Below are 20,445 nucleotides of genomic sequence, written 5' to 3'. Positions count from 1 at the left end.
CATAGTTTACACTTGGAAGAATCAAACTGCTGCCGTATTGGCGGGCGCGAAACTGGCACCCCTACGTTAAGGACCGACTTGATTGAAACAGACGCCCGACGCACCGCATTCTATCTACGGGGTTGAGAAATGGGGCAAAGGCCTCATTGAGGTGACGAAACAGGGCGAGATCGGTCTGCGCAATCCAATGGCGCCCGAGGCTGAAGCAATCAGCCTGCCGGGCATCCTGAGCGATCTGGATGACCGGGGCATCAAAGCACCGATGGTTCTGCGGGTAACTTCTTATCTGGAAAATGAAATCGCGCATCTGAACGAAAGTTTCCACGATGCCATCGCACGCGTGGGGTACACGGGTTCCTATCGCGGTGTCTTCCCGATCAAGGTAAACCAGCAGGCGCAGGTGGTCGACCGGATCGTCGAGTTCGGTAAGAAGTACAACTATGGCCTCGAGGCCGGGTCCAAGCCTGAACTGGTGGTAGCCCTTGCGCATCGACTGGCGTCTGAGGCGCTGATCGTCTGCAACGGTGTCAAGGATGCCGAGTTCATCCAGCTGGCGATCCTGTCTCGTAAGATTGGTTTCAACACAGTCATCGTTTTGGAAAGCCCGAAAGAGGCAGACACGGTGATCAAGGTCTACAACGAACTGGGTATCGAACCCCTGATCGGTGTCCGGGTCAAACTGACTAACCAGATCAGCGGCAAATGGGAAGAAAGCTCGGGTGACCGGTCTGCCTTTGGCATGAATACGGATCAACTGGTCGCTACGGTGGACAAGCTAAAAGAAGCCGGGTTGTTGCACTGTTTGAAGCTGCAACACTCGCATCTGGGCAGCCAGGTGCAGGACGTCAACGATGTCCGCCGTGCTGTGGGCGAAGCCTGCCGATACTACACCGAGTTGACCCGTGAGGGCGTGCCCCTGACCCATCTCGACCTGGGCGGAGGTATGGGCGTGGACTACACCGGTGAGAAAAAGGCCGCCGAAAACTCGATCAACTACACGGTCGAAGAATACTGCGCAAACGTCGTCGAAACCGTGGCCTACGCGATGGATGAGGCCGAGATTGCCCACCCCACGCTGGTCACCGAAAGCGGGCGTGCGGTTGTTGCGACGTCCTCGATGCTTGTGTTCAACGTGCTCGAAAGCACCCTCTACGACGCGCCCAACGGCCCCGAGGTCGAAGCGGACGATCACCATCTGGTCTCAGACCTCGCCGCCGTGCATGGCTATTTGTCCAGCGATCGCCTGCAGGAGTGTTGGAACGACGCCACCTTCTACCGCAACGAATTGCGCGCCCTGTTTCGCCGCGGCTATGTCGACCTGCGGCAGATGGCACGTGCCGAACGTATCTACCTGTCGCTGATGGCCCGCCTCAAGGCGCTGGCCGCTTCTGACGAACTGGACACGGATGTGGACGAGCAGCTTGAGAAAGTCGCCGATATCTACCACTGCAACTTCTCGCTCTTCCAATCCCTTCCAGACGTCTGGGCCATCGACCAACTCCATCCCATCGTACCGCTTCAGGGCCTGAACCAGACACCCGACCGCCGCGCAGTCCTGTCCGACATTACTTGTGACAGCGACGGCAAGATCGACCGCTTCATCCTGGCCGACGGCGTCTCACCCAGCCTGCCGGTGCATTCGCTGCCTGAAGACGACGAATATTTCATGGGAGTTTTCTTCGTCGGCGCCTACCAGGAAACACTGGGCGATCTGCACAACTTGTTCGGCGACACCAACGTCGTCACCATCGACCTGCGCGCCGATGGCGGCTTTGACCTGCTGCACGAACAAGAGGGCGACACCATCAGCCAGGTCCTGTCTTATGTCGAATTCGACCCGACCGATTGCGTCGCCGCGTTCCGCAAAATGGTGGACGAGGCAATCTCGACCGGTACTCTGAAAGCCAAAGACCGCAAAACCCTGATGAGCGCCTATCGCGACTCGATCAACGGCTACACGTATTACGAATAACCCCCTATGAGAGGAGATCACCCCCATGGGTTCACTTAGTGGCAAAACACTGGTTGTTGGCGCAGGCGGCGTATCCCACGCAGCAGTGCACAAGATGGCGATGAACTCGGACATCTTCACCGAAATCACTCTGGCCAGCCGCACGAAATCGAAATGCGACGCCATCGCAAAAGCAGTGAAAGAGCGTGTGGGCGTTGATATCGCAACCGCTGAACTGGACGCCTACAAAGTCGAAGACACGGTCAAACTGATCAAGGACACCGGCGCGGAAATCCTCGTGAACCTCGCCCTGCCCTATCAGGATCTGGTGCTGATGGACGCGTGTCTTGAGGCTGGCATCCACTACCTCGACACCGCGAACTACGAGCCCGAGGATGAGGCCAAGTTCGAATACCACTGGCAATGGGCCTATCAGGAACGCTTCAAAGAGGCTGGCCTGACCGCCATCCTCGGTTCAGGCTTTGATCCGGGCGTGACCAGCGTGTTTGCCAAATGGCTCAAGAAACACAAACTGGACACAATCCGCCAGATTGACGTGCTGGATGCCAATGGCGGATCGAACGATCAGGAATTCGCCACCAACTTCAACCCAGAGATTAACCTGCGTGAAGTATTGGCCGAGGTCCGCCACTGGGAAGGTGGCGAGTGGAAACACTCCCCCGCCATGACTCACAAGGTCGAGTTTGACTTCCCCGCCATCGGCCCCAAAAACATGTACCTGATGTATCACGAGGAACTGGAATCGTTGTCGACCCACTTCCCCGAGATCGAGCGCGCCCGCTTCTGGATGACCTTTGGCGACGCCTACATTACCCACGCAAAAGTGCTGGAAAACGTCGGCATGACCCGCATCGACCCGGTGATGCATGACGGCAAGGAAATCATTCCGATCCAGTTCCTGAAAACCCTGCTGCCCGATCCCGGCGATCTGGGCGCCGAGACCAAAGGCAAAGCCTGCATTGGCGACATCGCCACGGGACAAGCCAAGGATGGCTCGGGCGAAAAGACCTACTACATCTACAACATCTGCGACCACGAGGAATGCTATGCCGAAGTCGGCTCCCAAGCTGTCAGCTACACCACCGGCGTCCCTGCGATGATCGGCGCGGCGCAGGTGCTGAAAGGCAATTGGTCCGAGCCGGGTGTTTGGAACATGGAACAGCTGGACCCGGATGATTTCATGGACATGCTGAACACCCACGGTCTGCCATGGCAGGTCCACGAACTCGACGGCCCGGTCGAGTTTTAACTTCATCTTTTCCTAAATACTCCGGGGGTCCGGGGGCAGCGCCCCCGGCCTCTCCACAACACGGAGACGCCGGTTATGTCCGACATGATGACCACACAAGCCGGAGACGCCGGCGCGTTCCGCAAATTCGACCTCACCCGCGTCCCCACGCCCTGCTTTGTGGTCGACGAAAAAGCCGTCGAGCGCAACCTGACCATCCTCTCCGACATTGGCAAGCAATCTGGCGCGCATGTTCTTAGCGCGCTCAAGGCGTTTTCGATGTTCTCGCTGGCCCCACTGGTGCGCCAGCACCTCGGCGGCACCTGCGCGTCCGGCATCTATGAGGCCCGTCTGGGCCGCGAAGAATACGGTGGCGAGGTCGCAACCTTCTGCGCCGGGTACAAGGACAGCGATATCGACGAAATCCTGTCACTGTCCGACCACATCATCTTCAACTCTCCGGCTCAGAAAGATCGGTTCCTCTCCAAGGCGCAGGCTGCGGGCGTTCAAGTCGGTCTGCGGATCAACCCGGAACACTCCGAAGGCGAGATTCCAAAATACGATCCCTGCGCCCCATGTTCACGTCTTGGCACACCGGTCAGCCAACTAACCGCCGAAACCATGACCGGTGTGGGTGGGCTGCACATGCACACCCTCTGCGAACAGGGATTTGGGCCACTGCAACGAACGTGGGAGGCCGTTGAACCCAAACTCAAACCCTTTCTGGGTCAGCTCAAATGGCTCAACTTCGGTGGCGGTCATCACATCACGCGTGACGACTATGACCGAGAGGGTCTGGTGAAATTCATCAAGGACATTCGCAAGACCTACGATGTGGATGTCTATCTTGAACCTGGCGAGGCCGTCGCGCTGGATGCCGGTATTCTGGTCGGAGAAATCCTCGACCTTCCGACAAACGGCATGAACCTTGCGATCACCGATATCTCGGCCACCTGCCACATGCCCGATGTGATCGAAGCGCCCTATCGCCCCGCTCTGATGGACGAGGCCGAGGCAGGTCATACCTACCGGCTGGGTGGTCCGTCTTGTCTGGCCGGTGACGTGATCGGGGACTACACATGGGACAAACCGCTGGAAATCGGCCAGCGGTTCGCTTTTCTCGATCAGGCCCATTATTCCATGGTCAAGACCAATACTTTCAACGGTGTTCCCCTGCCCACCATCGCCCTGTGGAACAGCGAAAAGGACGAACTGAAAATCATCAAGCAGTTCGGCTATGACGACTTTAAGGACCGCCTCTCATGAGCATTTTCCTCGACAGTGAACTGACCGAAGCCGAGCGCACCGAAGATGCCCGATTTCGCGTTATACCGGTGCCGCTGGAACGCACTGTGTCCTACGGCTCGGGTACTGCCAAAGGCCCCGAAGCGATCATCGAGGCCAGCAACGAGTTGGAACGCATCACTGGCCATGCCGAACCTTGTGTCGAGGGCATCTTCACCGAAGAACCACTGAACTGCGACGGCCCCCTGCCCGATGTCATGGAACGCCTCGCCCAGTGCACCGAAGCTGCTGTTCGTGCGGGCAAAGTGCCTGTGACCTTGGGTGGAGAGCATTCGCTCAGCTACGGCGCAGTCATGGGTGTAGCGCGCGCTTTGGGTCAGCCAATCGGAATCGTCCAGATCGACGCCCACGCCGACCTGCGCAACGCCTATCAGGGTGAAAGGCACTCCCACGCCTCAGTCATGCACCTGCTGGCCGAAGAAGGCGTCCGGCTGGCTCAGTTCGGCGTCCGTGCCTTTTCCACCGAAGAGGCCAAGAGCCGTCTGAAGAACCACGTCTTTCACGTGGATGCCGAGGAACTGGTCACCGGAAACATCCACGCCGTCGACCTGCCCGAGGATTTCCCCGAACTGGTTTATGTCAGCTTTGACGTCGACGGCCTTGACCCGTCCCAGATGCCCGCGACAGGAACGCCCGTGCCTGGAGGTTTGGGGTACTACCAAGCCTTGCGCCTGGTCGAACACGCTTTGAAAGGCCGCAGATGCGTGGGCTTCGACGTGGTCGAACTGGCCCCGGACGGCAATGCCGCCTGGGACTTTACCGCCGCGCAGATCGTCTATCGCCTGATGGCTGCCTGTTAACCCTCGGACGTTTCGTTCAACTCCATATGCCCTTCGCCTTTGTTCAGGACACGGCGCAGCATGGGCTCGAAAAACTCCAGCGGTTTGGTCGGATAATCCGGGTCGAACGCTTTCTGATCGTATTCGTGACAGAAATAGCGGCAGTCCTCCCAATAGGGGCTGTCGCGGTATTTATCGCGCGCGTTGCGATCACCGCCAAGGTGGTGGTTGTAGTAATACCCCTGAAACACGCAGTGATGTTTGAGAATCCAGTAGGTCCGCTCGCTGACATAGGGCTTCATCATCGCTGCTGACAGCTCACCATGGTTGTAGGGCGACAGAATATCGCCGGTGTCATGGATCAGGGCCGCGACCACCACTTCTTCATCTGCTCCGTCTTCATACGCGCGCGTCGCGGCCTGCAGGCTGTGTTGATAGCGGTTCACGGGATAGGGTGTCCATTCCTCATCCAACGACCGAATAGCGTCTAGGATGCGGTCAGGCAAAGCGGCATTATAGGCCTCTTCATACTCCATAACGGCGTCCCAGTCGGCCTTGGTCGCCTCTTCAAAACTGGTCCAGGTGGGTTTGTGGCTTTTGTCCAGCATGGCTGATCCTCCGACGTGTTTCCTGACCTAACAAATACCGCAGCTTTGCTGTTCAAAAAAATGAATTGATTTTATCGGTTTGATGAAAAAATACTTTCAATATGCAAACCAAAGCTCTTGAGACATTTCTCTGTGTTGCCGAAACCGGTGGTTTCCACGCGGCGGCCCGTAAGTTGAACGTCACTCAGACAGCTGTCAGCGCGCGCATTCGCCTGATCGAAGAAGAAACCGGCAGGCCGTTGTTCACACGGGGTGCCGGGGGTACGGCTCTGACTGAATTCGGCCGGCAATTCAAACCTTATGCGGAACAGATGCTCTCTTTGTGGGCCTTTGCTTCGCACGATTTACCGATGCAGGCCCAGAGCCGCCCGGCGCTGCGCTTGGGGGGGCAACTCAGCATTTGGGACCCATTGCTGGTGGACCTCGCAGTGCGCTTTGAACAGCGTTTTGACAAACTGTTGTTGACGCTGAACTACGATCACGATCTCGACATGGTCGAAGCGGTGGCAACTCATGTGTTAGATGCAACCGTCACCCATGAAAAACCTACGGACCGGCGTGTCACATGGCGCGAATTGGAGCCTGAGGTTTTGTCATTGGTACAAACGCCGAAGAAAGACAACGCCGACGATGACCTGGTTTTCGTCAACCTTGAGCTGGGCGAGGTTTATCAGGATCACGTGAGATCCGCCGCACGACGAGCGTCCGGGCAAACGCTGTTTCTGGGCAATTGCATGATGGCGCTGCGATATGTCCTGAAGCGTGGGGGATGTGGCTATTTCCCTGACTACGTCATTTCGGACCACCTCATCTCAGGCGAACTGGAACTAGTCAAAAACAGCGTCGCCTTGCCATTGCCGATGTATCTGGTTACGCGCAGTGAACAGCCCGAGTTTGACGAACTTCGCAGTTGTCTGGCGGATCTGCGCGCCTAAGCGGGTGTCGACATCACTTTGTCTGAACGCGCTTGCTTGCGCAGAATAGGACGCCCCGCAATCAGCAGGAAGACGCCCGAAATCAACACCCCCATTATGGCGGGCAGATAGAGCAGAATCCAAAGCTTGGGATCATCTATGACGACCGGTGAAACAAAACCGCGAACACCTTCAAGCAGCACCAGAATGGTGAACGCACCCAGGATTTGCGGCCAAAGCCCGAACCGGGAAAAACTGCCCAGCATCAGTGTTGAATACCCAGCCAAGGCAACGGCGACACAGATAGCAATCCAGGAAAACCGCTGGTGCAGTTCTTCGACCAACTTGCCTTCGCTATACCCTTCGGCGGCGGAAATCTCAGCCCGGTTTTGGATAAGCTCATGCGTTGGAATGGCTTCCAGGCTGCGTTGGGCCATCGGGCTGGAGTTGGTTAACTCTGATATGTCATAAGACGCATCCTGAAACAGGGTCGAAGACAACCGCCTCCCCTCTTTGGTCAGGCGCAGTGCTATGCCGTCGACCATAACAAGATGAATGCCCGTGTCATTGTTGACCAGATAAGCTGTGGCACTGGAATAGCTGCCGGCGTTTTCCGGGTCACGTCGGTCCGAAACGAATACCTCATGCAGTGTACCGTCCAGATCAATCTGACCGATATATACGGTGACACCTTCAGCGGGGTGCAGAAATTCGCCTTCGTTCAACAGCTGGGCCGTCACATCCCCCGCGACTTCGGCCTGTCGGATTTCCAACTGCTCGACCGAGGCAGGACGCAGGAAAACACTGATGGCCGCCATCATAAGCCCGGTAATCGCCCCAAACAGCACAACGGCACGCGCCAACCTGCGTGGGCTGGAGCCTGTGGCAAGCATTACCGCCAATTCACTTTCGCGGCTAAGACGGTTGGTGGCGTAAACGGCAGCGGCGAACACTGCCATGGGCATGACCGTGCGGATCAGAGTTGGCAACGTCAGTGCGGTAAATTCGAGAAAGACCATTGCCGATTGCCCACCGCTGATCACACGGTCGAACAGGCTGACAGAGCGGGTGATCCAGAATACGCCCACCAGCACAAGGGTGAAAAAGCCGAACAGTATCAGCAATTGCCGCAGGAAATATCCGTCAAAACGCGACATGGGCCCTCGTGCATGTGTTTGTGTAATTGCAGCGGACACTAGGGCATTCCGTCGGCAGAGGGAACAGGGATCGGCAGCCTGCATCGCGGGATACGCGTGTTGCAATTTACTGTCAGCGACAACTGTCCTTCTTTTGGAAAGGCGAGGAATTTTGAAAAAATGACACTTCGTGGCAGATTTCACAGATTACTTGGAATGGAGTTTGAAGCATGGCCCTGTTTTTTTCCCGCCGTACATACAATGCACAAAAGAAGAAATTCACCTTAAAGCCTGCCGCAAAGACCAGATACGTACACATCACCCAACAAAGCCCGGGGGGTAAAATTCGCAAAGGCAGCATCATCAAAAAAGCCAAATGGCTGGATCTGGTCCGCCAGGAAGGCGGAGACACTGACGTCCTGATCTATGTCCACGGGTTCAATACAAGCCAGAAGAGTATGCTGGACCGGCTGGCAAAAATTGAAAGCAATCTCAGGGCCGACGGGTATAAGGGGGCGGTCGTCGCCTTTGACTGGCCCAGCGACGGATCGGTTCACGCCTACGACTCGGATCGTAACGATGCCAAGGCTGTAGCCCCACATCTGGTCGGGGACGGGATTTTGCCGCTACTGGGAATGTCTCCTCGCCCTAAAGTACACCTCATCGCGCATTCCATGGGGGCTTTGGTTGTCCTGCGCGCATTCTCGGACTTCGGGGATGCCGCCGGACCGGGAAACAAGGTCTGGTCGGCGGATCAGGTCGTGTTCGCGTCTGGTGATGTCGATGAAAAGTGGTTAGAAAAAGGCGCCTGGGGTGATCTGGTTCTGAAGAAGCGCAGCAAGCGGTTCACCAACTATTACAGCGGCAAAGACCAGGTTCTGGCCCTGGCCGGGGGGATTGTACATGGCGGGCGTCAGCGGGCGGGGCGCATCGGGATGCCCAAACTGACCTCGAAAGGTCATTGGGATGTTTTTTGCGACCATCAATATTTGCGAGAGGTTCCCAAAGGTCAACGCAAGTTGATGAAATCTCATCGCTGGTGGTTCGACAGCAACGGGTTTTATAAGGACCTCGCCCTGACGATCGACGGTCATCCGGCAAAAACGATGCCAACCCGGCAAAAGACCAATATCGGAGATCAGGCATTGGTGGTCTGATCACTCGGTTGCCCAACCTCTCTTTGGGGCTGAAGCGCTGTCGCAAAGTTAACTGGAGATGAACGACATATTTGCTGCGCGTTCACATGGCCACTGCATAATGTTCTATGCGGAGGTGGCCAATTCGCTTGCCACGTCCTTTTGCGAAACGGTTTTGACTGCTAGCGGAGCATTGACGCCCATGCATAAACCTTCAACACCAGAAGCTGCGGCACTACACGCCCATATATTGAAGAAGAGCGACGCGGAATACGATATCGCGATGTGGGCCGCGTGTGCCTTGGCGGCACTTCATATGAAAAGAACTGATTTGTTTCAGGATTATCGGCAACTTTGGGCTCAGAAACTGGGGGCCGTGTCCCAGCCCGAGAAATCGGATTGACTTCAAACTCTGCGGAAAAGTTCTGAAACTCGCCCCAGACCGCCGACGGTGTCTATACTTAGGTCACGTGCACAGAACTCGCGTGGGCTGCATACACACCCCGGTCAGGTTCTCGCTTGGAATAAAAATGGCAGGGGCAGCAGGGTTCGAACCCGCGACCTACGGTTTTGGAGAACGCACGGAACACCATATTTCGTGCGCTCTGTACGTTCTGGACACTAAATCAGCTCGTTATGTTCACCGTGTCATAAGTGTTTGCGTACTAATTGAGGACTCGTTTGCGGACCGATCACCACAGCAACAGTGCAAACCGAAGGAAGCTGGCCATGAACCACAATGGCAGCGTCCATAGGCTGCTGACGAGAATAGTGGTGAGGCAGTCTGGAATACTGCAGGCCGGGACGCAAATTATTTATCATCACTAGCGAACAACAAAAAAAGGTCACCCAAAACTTGAGCAGCCTTTAGAAAATTCAAATAATTAGGCTCTGGACCTATTAACAGGTCGGAGCGTCAACGGCTGCTTTGATCTAGAGCAGACACAGTTAGAAAACACGGCTATGACCGGGTTGCGGACAAAGCGGCCACATGGGCCGCTCAACAATTCAAATGACATGCGCGGTCGTCTATTACAAAGTGCGGGTTGAGGAGTGCGTCATGTCCGATGTTTTCGACCGTATTGCAGACTGGTTGCAAAAGCTGGCCTTTTTCGACGGCGATGTTGGTGGCCTGGTTGAGCATCTCAGTCACAGGCTGATCGACGGCGGTGTGCCAGTCGCGCGGGTTTCGCTGGGCCGTCTCATGATGCATCCCGTCATCGGACTGGTCGATGCAACTTGGGATGCATCAACGGACCGCATAGACTGGACCGTCATGCCACGGAGTTCAGTGACCGATGACCTTTTTGACAAGGCACCGTTTGGCGAAAACACTAAGCTGACCGCCAAAATAGCCACTAAGTTCTTTCAAAGTGATATCTGGGATCTGGCCGACGGGCTAGTCGGCGAGATGGAAATGATGCCGGTGCTGCGTGCCAATCTGACCGATCCGTCAACCCGTGACAAATATCCGATTTACCAGAAGCTGGCTGCATCGGGCATCACCGATTACCTGGTATTTTCCGTTCCGTTTGGCAAACGGAGCATTACCTTCGAAAGCGGCACTCAGTGGGTACTGGGCGCTTCGGTGTCCTTCGCGACAAAAAGGCGCTCCGGCTTTACACAGCGGGAAATCGACGGCCTCACGCGACTGTCGATACCACTGTTTGGCACCGTCCACGTCTTCACCGAGCAGTTCCTGGCGGCTGAACTGATGGAGGCCTACCTGGGCAGGATTTCAGGCCGATCCGTCTTGAACGGCCAAATATCGCGTGGCGATGTCCGCGAGATCGATTGTGCACTTCTGTTCAGCGACATGCACGGCTCTACGGCCCTGAGCCAACGCCTGTCACCGGGTGACTACGTGGCCGCGGTCAACCGGTACTTTGACTGTGTCGCGGGTGCGGTACACGACCATGGTGGTGAGGTGCTGAAGTTCGTCGGTGATGGATTGCTCGCGATTTTCCCGTTTGATGGTCATCGGCGGCTACCGGAGGACATGTGCGAGGCAGCCCTGTCGGCGGCACGGGAAGCGTTTCAAAGGCGCGAGGAAATTGAGCCAGAGAATCGAACGGATTTTGGAATCGGCCTGCACATGGGAGCGGCGATCTACGGCAACGTGGGAACTGAAAGCAGGCTGGACTTCACGGTGACCGGGACTTCCGTCGCAATGGTCAGCAGGTTGGAGGGGCTGACCCGGTCCGTTGATGCACCCATTCTTGCAACGAGCGAGTTTGCCGAACTTGTCACCGAAACACCCAGCACGTTGGGATCACACACCTTGCGCGGTTTCGACGACGGCGTGGAAGTCTTCTCATTCGAACCCCTGGTTTGACAGCCCACCGCTCCGGTAATTGATGCAGAGTTACCAGGCGGCCGATGTCCTCTTTGGGCTCAAAGCGGTCATTCGCATTGTTTCGTGGCCCATCAGGTCTTCCAAAGTCGGCAACGCGGACTTAGCTGCCGTTGGCAATCTAGTCATTAGCAAAAGACAGGGAAACTGAGGCAAGGTGACATAGTACACCTTGCCTTAAGCTGAGTTATTCGGGGATTGTCGCGCCGGGAACAGCCTCATACGCATTGGACGCCACGACTTGGGCCTCCCCAGCCGCGGTACCTGGCAAGATCTCGAACAATGGGTCAAAGTCTACCATGGTTGAGGCAAGCTGTGAGAGAACGTTGGCATCGCCTTCAATCTTAGCAGTGCCATCTGCAATCTGCTGCTCCAGCTCTACCGCACCCATCATTGTCATTTCGAGGTCTGAGCGATTGATCACAAGCGTCAGGTCTGGATCGTTCGCTTGATACCCCTCGATATTGGTCAAGGTGGCATTTTCCAGTTCGATGATGAACTTCTCCCCATTGTCCGGTGTTACCAAGTTGATGGTGAACCGCATGCCTTCGGCTTTGCGGCTGTCCATCTTGATGCCGAGGTAGTTCAGGAACAGCTCTGTGGACATTGCGCGGATTACGTCGGGGCTTGTCGAGCTAAGCACCGGCGCATCTGAGATGCCGGAGCGCAGTTCATAAGCACCTGACAAGAAGCTGTTCCGCAATCCGGGATTTTCTTGTTGGTAGCCAAGCTGTTCATAGCAATCTGCCAAGAGATCACGGGCTAGCTGATTATCATTTTCAGCCAGGAAAAGCCTGTTCAGGATTTCGACAGCCATCTTGTACTCGCCCGCACCAAAAAGTTCCTGCCCTTTGGCCATGATCTTGTCCGATCCGCCCATCATATCGACATAGAGCGGCGCTGAGTCTTCCGGAGACGGCGGGATAAGTGTCGCGGGATTGGCATCCCAAAACCCGAGGTACCGCTGGATTACCCCTCGGCTGTTGTGCTCGGGCGAGCCGTGATAGCCGCGGCAATGCCATTCGTTCTGCAAGCTCTTGGGCATCTCGTATACGTTTTGGATCTGGTTGATCGTTACGCCCTGATTGGCAAAGTGCAGCACCTGATTATTGAAATGCGCGTACATGTCGCGCTGCGCCCGCATGATCTCTTGAATGCGGTCGTTGCCCCATCGAGGCCAATGGTGCGATTGGAACATCACCTCTGCTTCTTCGCCAAATAGGTGCAACGCACGCGAGATGTACTTAGACCAGCGCAGCGGATCACGCACCGGCGCGCCGCGTAGGGTGTAAATGTTGTGCAATGTGCCGGTAATATTCTCGGCCATCCAGAGGGCCTTCATATCAGGAATGTACGTATTCATATTGGAAGGCGCTTCAGTGCCCGGTGTGTTTTGGAAGACCATTCGCACGCCATCGACGTCGATGTATTCGATGTCTTCTTCGATGATCTTTGTCGGTGCGATCAGCCCAAGAGCGCCCAGCGAAACGCGATGACCTAGACCCTGACCGGCAAAGCCAAACGGGTTAATAGGAAGCTGTTGTCCATACTGGTAGGACAAGCGGCGGTTCATCGCGTTACCAGCGTAGACGTTTTCAGAAATTGTGAACTGCATGAAGTCGCGGGGCGCGATAATTTCTACCTTGCCCGCGCGTACGTCGGCTTCGTCAACTATCCCGCGGACGCCACCCCAGTGATCTCCATGTGAATGCGAATAGATAACGGCTGTGACTGGAAGGCCATCACCGACATGTTCTTGAAAAAGGTTCCACGCTGCGCGAGCAGGCTCAGTCGTGAGAAGCGGATCGATGACAATCCATCCGTTATCCCCACGTACGAAGGAAACATCGGATAAATCCAATCCGCGCACCTGATATATGCCTGGTACCACCTCATAGAGGCCATAGTTCTGATTGAGCCGTGAGACACGTTGCAAAGAAGGGTGAATGCTCGGCCAGTCCTTGTCCTCGTCGAAAAAGCGGAAGCTCGCCATGTCCCAAGCAATGTTGCCCGCATCCGCCATTATTTCGTCTTCGGGCATTGCCGCGATAAAACCACGAGCCTGCTCGTCGAAATCGCGGGTATCTGAGAATGGCAGCGCATCCCGCGCTTCGGCTAGGATTTTCAAAGTGTGCTCGGACGGTGCTTTGCCTTTTGGATGAAAGTGCCCCTCGGCAGGTGCGACGCTCTGAGCTTGCGCGGAACCTTCCTCTGAAAGGAACGTTGGCGCTACTGCAAATGCTGCGCCCACAGCGGGAACTGATTTCATGAAGTCACGTCGGGTCGTCATAAGCAATCTCCTCCCAATTGCTTTAGAATTGGAGAAAACTGCGGCAAATGAAGTTTCGGCGCTTTGATCTATGACAATCAAATTTGAATTTTGGAATGTCAGGTTTGGGCTCGATGCAGACGTTCAGTGAATTCCATTAAATTTCTGCAATGCGGACTAAGCGAACCTTCGGTCCGGTCCAAGAAACTTGAGGTTCCGGTCACCTAGCCGATATACACCTACTCGTCGCAAGTCGATCCAAATGAACCCTCCTTCCCATCAGTTTTCTGTTTGTAAAACAGTGTTATTCAGCTTTGTTCGCTTCCGGCTTAATCCATCCCAATTGCACGAGGGTTGGCTTTCACCTCTGCCAACATCTTTAACACTTCGGCTTTCCAGCCCGCTTTGATCTTTAAAGCCAGTTGAGACGGTGGTCGGTGATCGGGCTCAAGGAGCGCATATTCATATCTGAGCGGCTTTTCGAAGGGCACGAACGCAACTTTTCCGTTGGACAGGTTTAGTTCTTGTTCAGTCGCTACGGTCAACGGATCCACGATTGAATAACACTGACCTGAGCTCACAAAGGGTATCAGCGGCAGAAAGTATTGACAGGTCACTGTTGGATTGTAGTCAGCTGAAACATCTTGAAACTCTTGTCGAATTTTACGCTGGAACGGGTGCGTGGCATGTAATCCCCCCATAGGCGCTCCGTCGAGATCGGAAATGGATACGGTCCTGCGTGAAGCAAGCGGGCTGTCACGATCAACGGCACAAAAACAATCTGCCCGGATCAGTTCTGTTGAATACTGAGGCTCTTTCCCAGTTGAATGATCGAAGTCTGCAAAGCCGAAATCAATATTCTGCGTGCCCGCAAGCTCTATAATCTGAGGCGAACTGCGTGTAGACAATGTGATACGTATCTCGGGGTTTTCGCCGACAGATTGGCTGATGAAACGCGGGAACAGGAAAGCGGATGGGCCCGGCATTGTAGCGATATTCAGACTACCGGAATGCCCTTTAATCAACCCTTCCATTGTACTGGAAATCGTCGCTAGGCGGTCCAGAATACCAGTTGTTTCGGCCAAAAGGTAATGCGCTTCGGGAACCGGGACCAATCGCCGTCCCTTACGCTCGAACAGTGTCAGGCCAAGGGTCTTTTCAAGGTTCTTCAAGGCCAAACTGATCGCAGGCTGGGTGCGGTTCAGTTTCTTGGCTGTTTGAGAGATAGAGCCGGTCTCCATCACCTCGCGAAAAACGGTCAACTGCATAAGGTTCATGGTCGATGTATAAGCCAAACCTTAGTTTTATGAAATATAACAAATTTGTATTTATGAAAATTGCTACTACGCTTGCAGGATCGAAATTCGGCCAAACCGAATCCGACGATCCAACAAGGGAGATGATGATGAAATTTGTGAAATGTTTGACGGGACTGGCTCTGGCAGGCGCGCTTGCCGCCCCTGCATTGGCGCAAGACCCAACTTTTTTCCGCATCGGTACGGGCGGCGCAGGCGGAACTTACTTCCCCATCGGCGGCACCATCGCAAATGGAATCTCCGCCCCGCCGGGTTCGCGCCCCTGCGAAGAAGGCGGCCAGTGCGGCGTACCGGGCCTGATTGCTATCGCTCAATCCACCACCGCGTCGGTGTTCAACAACGCCGCCGTTCAGAACGGAGAGCTTGAGGCCGGCCTGGCCGCAGCTGACGTCACCCGCTCGATGTATCTGGGTGAGGGCAAGTTCGAGGGCAAACCTCACCCCAATCTTCGCATCGTGGCCAACCTGTTCCCCGAAGACCTCCACTTGGTTCTGCCTGCCGGTGAGACAATCAACGATCTGAGCGATCTTGAAGGCAAGCGCGTCGGCATCGCGCAAGCCGGTTCCGGTACACAGGTTGCCGTGCTGCAGATGCTGGATGCTTGGGGCGTCAACCGTGACAACATGGATGAGGCCGAGCTGAACAACAGCCAAAGCGCCGAGCGTCTGGCTGACGGTCAATTGGATGCCTATTTCTACGCTGCAGGCTGGCCTGTTGCGGCAATGGTGCAGCTATCGTCAACTAAGGGCATGAATCTGCATTCCTTCAGCGACGAAGACATGGCGAAGATCAACGAGATCATCCCGGCATACATCCCCTCGGCCATCCCAGGTGGCGTTTATGAAGGTATCGACGGTGAAACCAAGACCCCGGCGGTCAGTGCAATGCTGGTTGTGTCTTCGGAATTGTCTGACGAACTGGTCTACGGCCTGACCAAGGCGCTGTGGAACGACAATACCCGCAAGCTGCTGGACAATGGTCACGCCAAAGGCAAGCAGATCACTCCCGACACGGCGCTGGATGGTGTCGAGGCGCTGGGTGTACCTCTGCATCCTGGGGCCGAGAAATTCTATAAAGAAGCCGGTCTGCTTCAGTAAATTTAGCTTACTGACACTTGTCGTCGGTGCCCCTGCTCGGGGCACCGCACTCTGGAATTATGCGAAATCGGGGGGCCATCATGTCCGAGACCCAGAAACTTGATGACCACGAACTGACGGCCGAGGAACTGGCCGCCATCGAAGAACAGTTCGACGAAGGCGCCGCCGTACGGCAAGTCACGCCCACCGCAGGCAAGGTACTGCGCGTTGTTGCCCTGATCCTTGCGTTCTACGAATTCTTCACAGCCGGTTTCGGCCTGCCAGCCGACCATTGGCACATGGGTATCTATCTGGCGCTACTGTTCATTCTGGTCTACGCGACAATTCCGATAATTGGCTCCAAAAACCTCTATGCGCTCAAGGTCAGCCGGTTCCGTATCGGCAACATCCCTCTTTACGACTTGGTCTTCATGGCGCTGGGGATCATTGCAGCGCTGTATGTTGGGGTCGCCTGGCGCGGCATTCCGTTTCTGGGGATCGAGGAACAGACATTCCGAATGGGCAACCCGAACACCTTTGACGTGGTTTTGGGCGTAGTCATCATCCTATTGGTTCTGGACATCGCCCGCCGCACGCTGGGTTGGGTGCTGCCACTGATTATTTGTGTGTTTATCTCATACGCTCTGTTGGGTCCGTACTTTCCCGGCTTGCTGCAGCATCCAGGTGTGAACTTCAAAACCTTCGTGTCGTCGATGTATTTCCCGCAGGAAGGCATCTATGGCGTCACCCTCTGGGTCGTCTCGACCATCGTGTTCCATTTCGTCCTGTTCGGCGTGATCGCGCAGCGCACCGGATTGGGACAACTCTTCATCGACAACGCAACCATTTTGGCGGGCCGCTATACCGGCGGGCCGGCAAAAGTGTCGGTGGTATCCTCGGCGTTCTTCGGCACGATCTCGGGCTCTTCGGTGGCCAACACCGTTTCGACCGGCGCGCTGACCATTCCCAACATGAAGCGCCTTGGGTACCCCGGCCATTTTGCGGGCGGCGTCGAAGCCGCATCGTCAGCCGGAGGGCAAATCACGCCGCCGATCATGGGGGCAGCGGCCTTCATCATGGCCGAGTTCCTTGAGGTGCCCTACACCACCATCGTCATCGCCGCGATCTTCCCCGCGATCCTTCACTATGTCGGCGTCTTTGCCGTGGTGCACCTGATGGCACGCAAGCTGAACCTGCAAGGCTTGGCGAAAGAACAACTGCCGCAGCTCAAGGCCGTCTGGGCTGAAGGTTGGGCCAACATTGTACCTCTGATCGGTCTGCTGGTCGTGCTGTTCACGGGATATACGCCGTTCATGTCCGCCTTTTGCGGCATTTCTCTGGCGGTGATCGCTGGCATGTCGCGCATCAAACAACCGCCCACGCTGATCTATGCCGCGGCGTTCCTGGCCTTCGTACTGTGGAAATTTTCAGATGGAGGGTTTGATCTGACGATGACGGCGATCCTGTGTGCCTTGTCGGTGATCGCAACGCTGAACCCACAAAAACGCATCGAAGTACCCGAAATGCTGCAAGCGGTTGAGTTGGGAGTGAAATACTCTCTGGCCGTGGGCGCCGCTGCTGCGGCCGTCGGTATCGTCGTCGGTGTTATCAATACAACCGGCATTGGATTTCGCATCGGGTTCATGGTCACTCAAGGCGCAGGCAATCTGGCTGCAGACCTGTACAATATGATCTCGTTCGGCAGCTGGCAGCTGTTTTCGATGGAAGACCTGCAACTGTTCATCTCGCTGGTCTTCATTGCCATCGTCTGCATCCTGATGGGTGCAGGCATCCCGACCACCGCACTATACATCATGCTGGTCTCGGTCGCACAGCCCGCGCTGGCGCAGCTGGGTGTCCCGCCGATCGCGAGCCACTTGTTCGTGCTCTACTACGGAGTGGTGTCCGAGATCACGCCTCCGGTCTGTACCTCGGCCTATGCGGCGGCAGCCATTGCGAACTCCAACCCGTTCCGAACAGGGTTGTCCGCCTTTACGCTAGGATTGGGCAAGGTGATCGCGCCAATGGCCTTCGTCTATGCGCCGGTCCTATTGTTCGTGTCCTCAACAGGTTTCAACCTGTGGGAATTCACCTATACCGCCACCAGTTGCATCGCCGGGGTCATCGCCCTGTCCGCAGCCGTGGTCGGATACTGGTTGAAACCGCTGAACTTCGCATCGCGTATCCTGATGGCCATCGCGGGGGTTATCTTTGTCGCACCCAGCCTGACGGCTGACTTGATCGCGCTGGCTGTGGCCTCGCCGGTCATTGTCACCCAACTGATCGGCCGCAACCGCAGTCATTCTCCGGCCTGATACGATGGCAGAACAAGTCACTATCATCGGCGCCGGGATCGTCGGTATCTGTTGCGCCCTGTCGCTGCAAGACCGAGGCATCCCGGTTCGGCTAATCGACCGGGGTGAGCCGGGGCAAGAAACCTCGTTCGGCAATGCAGGTGTGGTGTCGCCCTGGTCGATCATTCCGCAGGCAGTTCCGGGCATTTGGAAAAAGCTGCCGCAAATGCTGTTGGACCCGAAAAGCGCGCTTTCAGTCCGGGCGTCGTTCTGGCCGAAGATGATCCCGTGGGGGCTGCAGTTTTTGGGTAAGTCCGGCGAAAAGTCGGTTCGCGAAGCCTCGGATGCGATGGAGCTTTTATGCCGCCCGTCCATTGATCTGTATCGTCGGCACCTGCAGGGCACCGGGCATGATGCGTTGATCGCGGACAGTTACTATATCCACGCGTTCCGCAATCCTGAACAGGCCAACCTGAATGATCTTGGCTATCTGATCCGCCGGGAAAAAGGCGGTGAATTGGAGCGTGTCGATGACGTCGAATTGCGGCGCCTGGAACCGGCGCTGTCAAAAGACCTCAAGGCTGCGATTGTGATCAAAGGTCAGGCTCGCGCAACGTCTCCCGGGCGTTTGGGCGCTGTATTGGCCGAAAAAGCACGTGCGCAAGGGGCTGAGTTTGTGCGGTCCGAAGTCATCAAGCTGAGCCACAGCGAAGACGGCATTTGGCAGCTTGCCACGTCACATGACACGCTGCACGCGCGCAATATTGTCCTCGCGGCCGGAGTGTGGTCTGCCGACTTGCTCAAACCCCTTGGCATACCAGTACCGTTGGTGGCCGAGCGGGGTTACCACGTTGAATTTCCGGCTCCTTCTGCTGTGCTGAACAACTCTGTCATGGATGTGGACGCAAAGGTCGTCGCAAGTTCAATGCAGGGCGGTCTGAGGGTTGCTGGCACAGCCGAGTTTGGCAGTGTCGATGCGCCAGCCGATCCGCGAAAGGAAATGATACTCACCGATCAGGCAAAGTCTTTGGTGCCGGACCTCAATACTGGCGAGGCAAAGTTCTGGATGGGTCGGCGCCCCTCTTTTCCCGATAGTCTGCCAGCGATTGGGCCGCTGAACGGAAAGCACGGGCTTTTTACGGCGTTCGGCCATTCTCATTACGGGCTGATGATGGCGCCAAAAACCGGAGAGCTTGTGGCGGATCTGGTTTCGGGATGCAGCCCGAATGTTAACCTGGACCCATTCTCGCTGGCCCGTTTCTAAATCCCCTATTCGAAAGGACCTGAGCACCATGCCAATTTATGAAGGCGGCCAAAACATCTGCGGGGCTTCGATCGGGGTTCTGTGCCTTGAAAGCTATTTCCCCAAACCGCCTGGGCACATCAAGAATCCGTCTAGCCTTCCGTTTCCTGTTCTTTACGAAATGATCAACGGCATCACCGTCCCGACCCTGCTAAACAACCCGACGCCCGAGCTGCTGGCGCCTTTTATTAAGGGCGCGCAACGGCTTGAGGCCGAGGGCGTTCGGGCAATTACTGGAAGCTGCGGATTTCTGGCTTTGTTTCAAAAGGAATTGGCTGCGGCTGTTTCCGTACCTGTCTTTGCATCCAGCTTGATACAGGTTCCTCTGGCCTTTCACATGACCGGGGCGAATGCCCCGGTGGGCGTGTTGACCGCAGATGCAACTGCTCTGACGCCGAAGCATTTCGAAGGAGTCGGTGCGGCAGGCATTCCCGTCTCGGTGCAAGGTTTGCAGGACACCAGCGAATTTTCCGAGGTGATCCTGCAAAACACGCGCACCCGCATGGACACCGATCTAGTTGAAGCTGAAGTCCTTGAGGCGGCGCGGCGACTTAAACTTCAGGCGCCGGACATACGGTCGCTGGTGTTGGAATGCACCGATTTGCCGCCTTATGCGGCGCGCCTTCAGGACGAGTTGCAACTTCCGGTCTTCGATTTGACGACACTGGCGCAGATGGCGCATACCGTGGCGACACGCAAATCCTATGTTGGCATCATGCCTTGGGCCTAGAGGAACAGCAGTTTAGCGCGGGGCTT

General features: G+C 56.0%; 16 protein-coding genes. 12 read left to right on the top strand and 4 right to left on the bottom strand.

From position 1 onward, the window contains the following. Positions 1 to 82 precede the first annotated feature (82 nt). The 4 genes from speA to speB all read left to right on the top strand — a co-directional run bounded on the left by speA (position 83) and on the right by speB (position 5,305). Positions 83 to 1,972: a biosynthetic arginine decarboxylase gene (gene speA / locus ACR3EH_RS14835; protein ID WP_171188474.1), complete on the top strand. Its 1,890-nt coding sequence runs from the start codon at positions 83 to 85 to the stop codon at positions 1,970 to 1,972. A gap of 25 nt (positions 1,973 to 1,997) precedes the next feature. Beyond that, a complete protein-coding gene (locus tag ACR3EH_RS14830; protein WP_171188476.1) occupies positions 1,998 to 3,221 on the top strand; it encodes a saccharopine dehydrogenase family protein in 1,224 nt (407 codons plus the stop codon). A gap of 75 nt (positions 3,222 to 3,296) precedes the next feature. Continuing rightward, the gene (gene nspC, locus ACR3EH_RS14825) at positions 3,297 to 4,466 is read left to right on the top strand and encodes a carboxynorspermidine decarboxylase (RefSeq protein ID WP_171647830.1); all 1,170 of its coding nucleotides are present in this window, start codon (positions 3,297 to 3,299) and stop codon (positions 4,464 to 4,466) included. Further along, positions 4,463 to 5,305 carry an agmatinase gene (speB, locus tag ACR3EH_RS14820; RefSeq protein ID WP_171188480.1) on the top strand — a complete coding sequence of 281 codons (843 nt, stop codon included), beginning with the start codon at positions 4,463 to 4,465 and terminating at the stop codon, positions 5,303 to 5,305. Before nspC ends, speB begins: the two co-directional genes overlap by 4 nt. Here speB and ACR3EH_RS14815 read toward each other — a convergent pair. After that, a complete protein-coding gene (locus ACR3EH_RS14815) occupies positions 5,302 to 5,892 on the bottom strand; it encodes an HD domain-containing protein (protein WP_171188483.1) in 591 nt (196 codons plus the stop codon). The genes speB and ACR3EH_RS14815 overlap by 4 nt on opposite strands. A gap of 101 nt (positions 5,893 to 5,993) precedes the next feature. On the opposite strand from ACR3EH_RS14815, the gene ACR3EH_RS14810 reads away from it, so the two are divergent. Next, positions 5,994 to 6,827, top strand: a complete 834-nt coding sequence (locus tag ACR3EH_RS14810; protein ID WP_171188485.1) for a LysR family transcriptional regulator — start codon at positions 5,994 to 5,996, stop codon at positions 6,825 to 6,827. Here ACR3EH_RS14810 and lptF read toward each other — a convergent pair. Continuing rightward, positions 6,824 to 7,963 carry an LPS export ABC transporter permease LptF gene (gene lptF / locus ACR3EH_RS14805; RefSeq protein WP_171675689.1) on the bottom strand — a complete coding sequence of 380 codons (1,140 nt, stop codon included), beginning with the start codon at positions 7,961 to 7,963 and terminating at the stop codon, positions 6,824 to 6,826. The genes ACR3EH_RS14810 and lptF overlap by 4 nt on opposite strands. A gap of 209 nt (positions 7,964 to 8,172) precedes the next feature. On the opposite strand from lptF, the gene ACR3EH_RS14800 reads away from it, so the two are divergent. From ACR3EH_RS14800 to ACR3EH_RS14790, 3 genes are all read left to right on the top strand, one after another. After that, the gene (locus ACR3EH_RS14800; RefSeq protein ID WP_171188489.1) at positions 8,173 to 9,099 is read left to right on the top strand and encodes an alpha/beta fold hydrolase; all 927 of its coding nucleotides are present in this window, start codon (positions 8,173 to 8,175) and stop codon (positions 9,097 to 9,099) included. Between the two features lie 58 nt (positions 9,100 to 9,157). Further along, positions 9,158 to 9,481: a hypothetical protein gene (locus ACR3EH_RS14795; protein WP_171675687.1), complete on the top strand. Its 324-nt coding sequence runs from the start codon at positions 9,158 to 9,160 to the stop codon at positions 9,479 to 9,481. Between the two features lie 657 nt (positions 9,482 to 10,138). Further along, positions 10,139 to 11,413 carry an adenylate/guanylate cyclase domain-containing protein gene (locus ACR3EH_RS14790; RefSeq protein ID WP_171675685.1) on the top strand — a complete coding sequence of 425 codons (1,275 nt, stop codon included), beginning with the start codon at positions 10,139 to 10,141 and terminating at the stop codon, positions 11,411 to 11,413. A 205-nt stretch (positions 11,414 to 11,618) separates the two neighbouring features. Here the strand turns inward: ACR3EH_RS14790 and ACR3EH_RS14785 are convergent, their stop codons facing one another. After that, on the bottom strand, positions 11,619 to 13,682 hold the full coding sequence (locus ACR3EH_RS14785; protein WP_371808680.1) for an alkyl/aryl-sulfatase: 2,064 nt from the start codon (positions 13,680 to 13,682) through the stop codon (positions 11,619 to 11,621). Positions 13,683 to 14,029: 347 nt separating this feature from the next. Further along, entirely contained in the window at positions 14,030 to 14,968 is a 939-nt protein-coding gene (locus ACR3EH_RS14780) for a LysR family transcriptional regulator (protein WP_253758642.1), read from the bottom strand. Positions 14,969 to 15,105: 137 nt separating this feature from the next. Here ACR3EH_RS14780 and ACR3EH_RS14775 point away from each other — a divergent pair, with 137 nt between their 5' ends. From ACR3EH_RS14775 to ACR3EH_RS14760, 4 genes are all read left to right on the top strand, one after another. Then, on the top strand, positions 15,106 to 16,113 hold the full coding sequence (locus ACR3EH_RS14775) for a TAXI family TRAP transporter solute-binding subunit (protein WP_170377124.1): 1,008 nt from the start codon (positions 15,106 to 15,108) through the stop codon (positions 16,111 to 16,113). 80 nt (positions 16,114 to 16,193) lie between these two features. Next, on the top strand, positions 16,194 to 18,407 hold the full coding sequence (locus tag ACR3EH_RS14770; protein ID WP_171183779.1) for a TRAP transporter permease: 2,214 nt from the start codon (positions 16,194 to 16,196) through the stop codon (positions 18,405 to 18,407). A 4-nt stretch (positions 18,408 to 18,411) separates the two neighbouring features. Next, a complete protein-coding gene (locus ACR3EH_RS14765) occupies positions 18,412 to 19,650 on the top strand; it encodes an NAD(P)/FAD-dependent oxidoreductase (protein ID WP_171183777.1) in 1,239 nt (412 codons plus the stop codon). Between the two features lie 28 nt (positions 19,651 to 19,678). After that, complete coding sequence (locus ACR3EH_RS14760; RefSeq protein ID WP_171183775.1) at positions 19,679 to 20,419, top strand: aspartate/glutamate racemase family protein; 741 nt, start codon at positions 19,679 to 19,681, stop codon at positions 20,417 to 20,419. The last annotated feature ends 26 nt before the right edge of the window (positions 20,420 to 20,445 follow it).

The sequence above is a fragment of the Ruegeria sp. BG7 genome (assembly GCF_056535685.1).
The sequence above is the reverse complement of the archived record's forward strand: the minus strand, read 5'-3'. Positions and strand labels throughout refer to the sequence as shown.

Coding starts and splice junctions, on each gene's coding strand:
- ACR3EH_RS14765 (WP_171183777.1), top strand. CDS start 18,412: ATGGCAGAACAAGTCACTATCATCGGCGCCGGGATCGTCGGTATCTGT.
- ACR3EH_RS14810 (WP_171188485.1), top strand. CDS start 5,994: ATGCAAACCAAAGCTCTTGAGACATTTCTCTGTGTTGCCGAAACCGGT.
- ACR3EH_RS14795 (WP_171675687.1), top strand. CDS start 9,158: ATGAACGACATATTTGCTGCGCGTTCACATGGCCACTGCATAATGTTC.
- ACR3EH_RS14770 (WP_171183779.1), top strand. CDS start 16,194: ATGTCCGAGACCCAGAAACTTGATGACCACGAACTGACGGCCGAGGAA.
- ACR3EH_RS14790 (WP_171675685.1), top strand. CDS start 10,139: ATGTCCGATGTTTTCGACCGTATTGCAGACTGGTTGCAAAAGCTGGCC.
- ACR3EH_RS14800 (WP_171188489.1), top strand. CDS start 8,173: ATGGCCCTGTTTTTTTCCCGCCGTACATACAATGCACAAAAGAAGAAA.
- ACR3EH_RS14830 (WP_171188476.1), top strand. CDS start 1,998: ATGGGTTCACTTAGTGGCAAAACACTGGTTGTTGGCGCAGGCGGCGTA.
- ACR3EH_RS14815 (WP_171188483.1), bottom strand. CDS start 5,892: ATGCTGGACAAAAGCCACAAACCCACCTGGACCAGTTTTGAAGAGGCG.
- lptF (WP_171675689.1), bottom strand. CDS start 7,963: ATGTCGCGTTTTGACGGATATTTCCTGCGGCAATTGCTGATACTGTTC.
- ACR3EH_RS14775 (WP_170377124.1), top strand. CDS start 15,106: ATGAAATTTGTGAAATGTTTGACGGGACTGGCTCTGGCAGGCGCGCTT.
- ACR3EH_RS14760 (WP_171183775.1), top strand. CDS start 19,679: ATGCCAATTTATGAAGGCGGCCAAAACATCTGCGGGGCTTCGATCGGG.
- speB (WP_171188480.1), top strand. CDS start 4,463: ATGAGCATTTTCCTCGACAGTGAACTGACCGAAGCCGAGCGCACCGAA.
- nspC (WP_171647830.1), top strand. CDS start 3,297: ATGTCCGACATGATGACCACACAAGCCGGAGACGCCGGCGCGTTCCGC.
- ACR3EH_RS14780 (WP_253758642.1), bottom strand. CDS start 14,968: ATGCAGTTGACCGTTTTTCGCGAGGTGATGGAGACCGGCTCTATCTCT.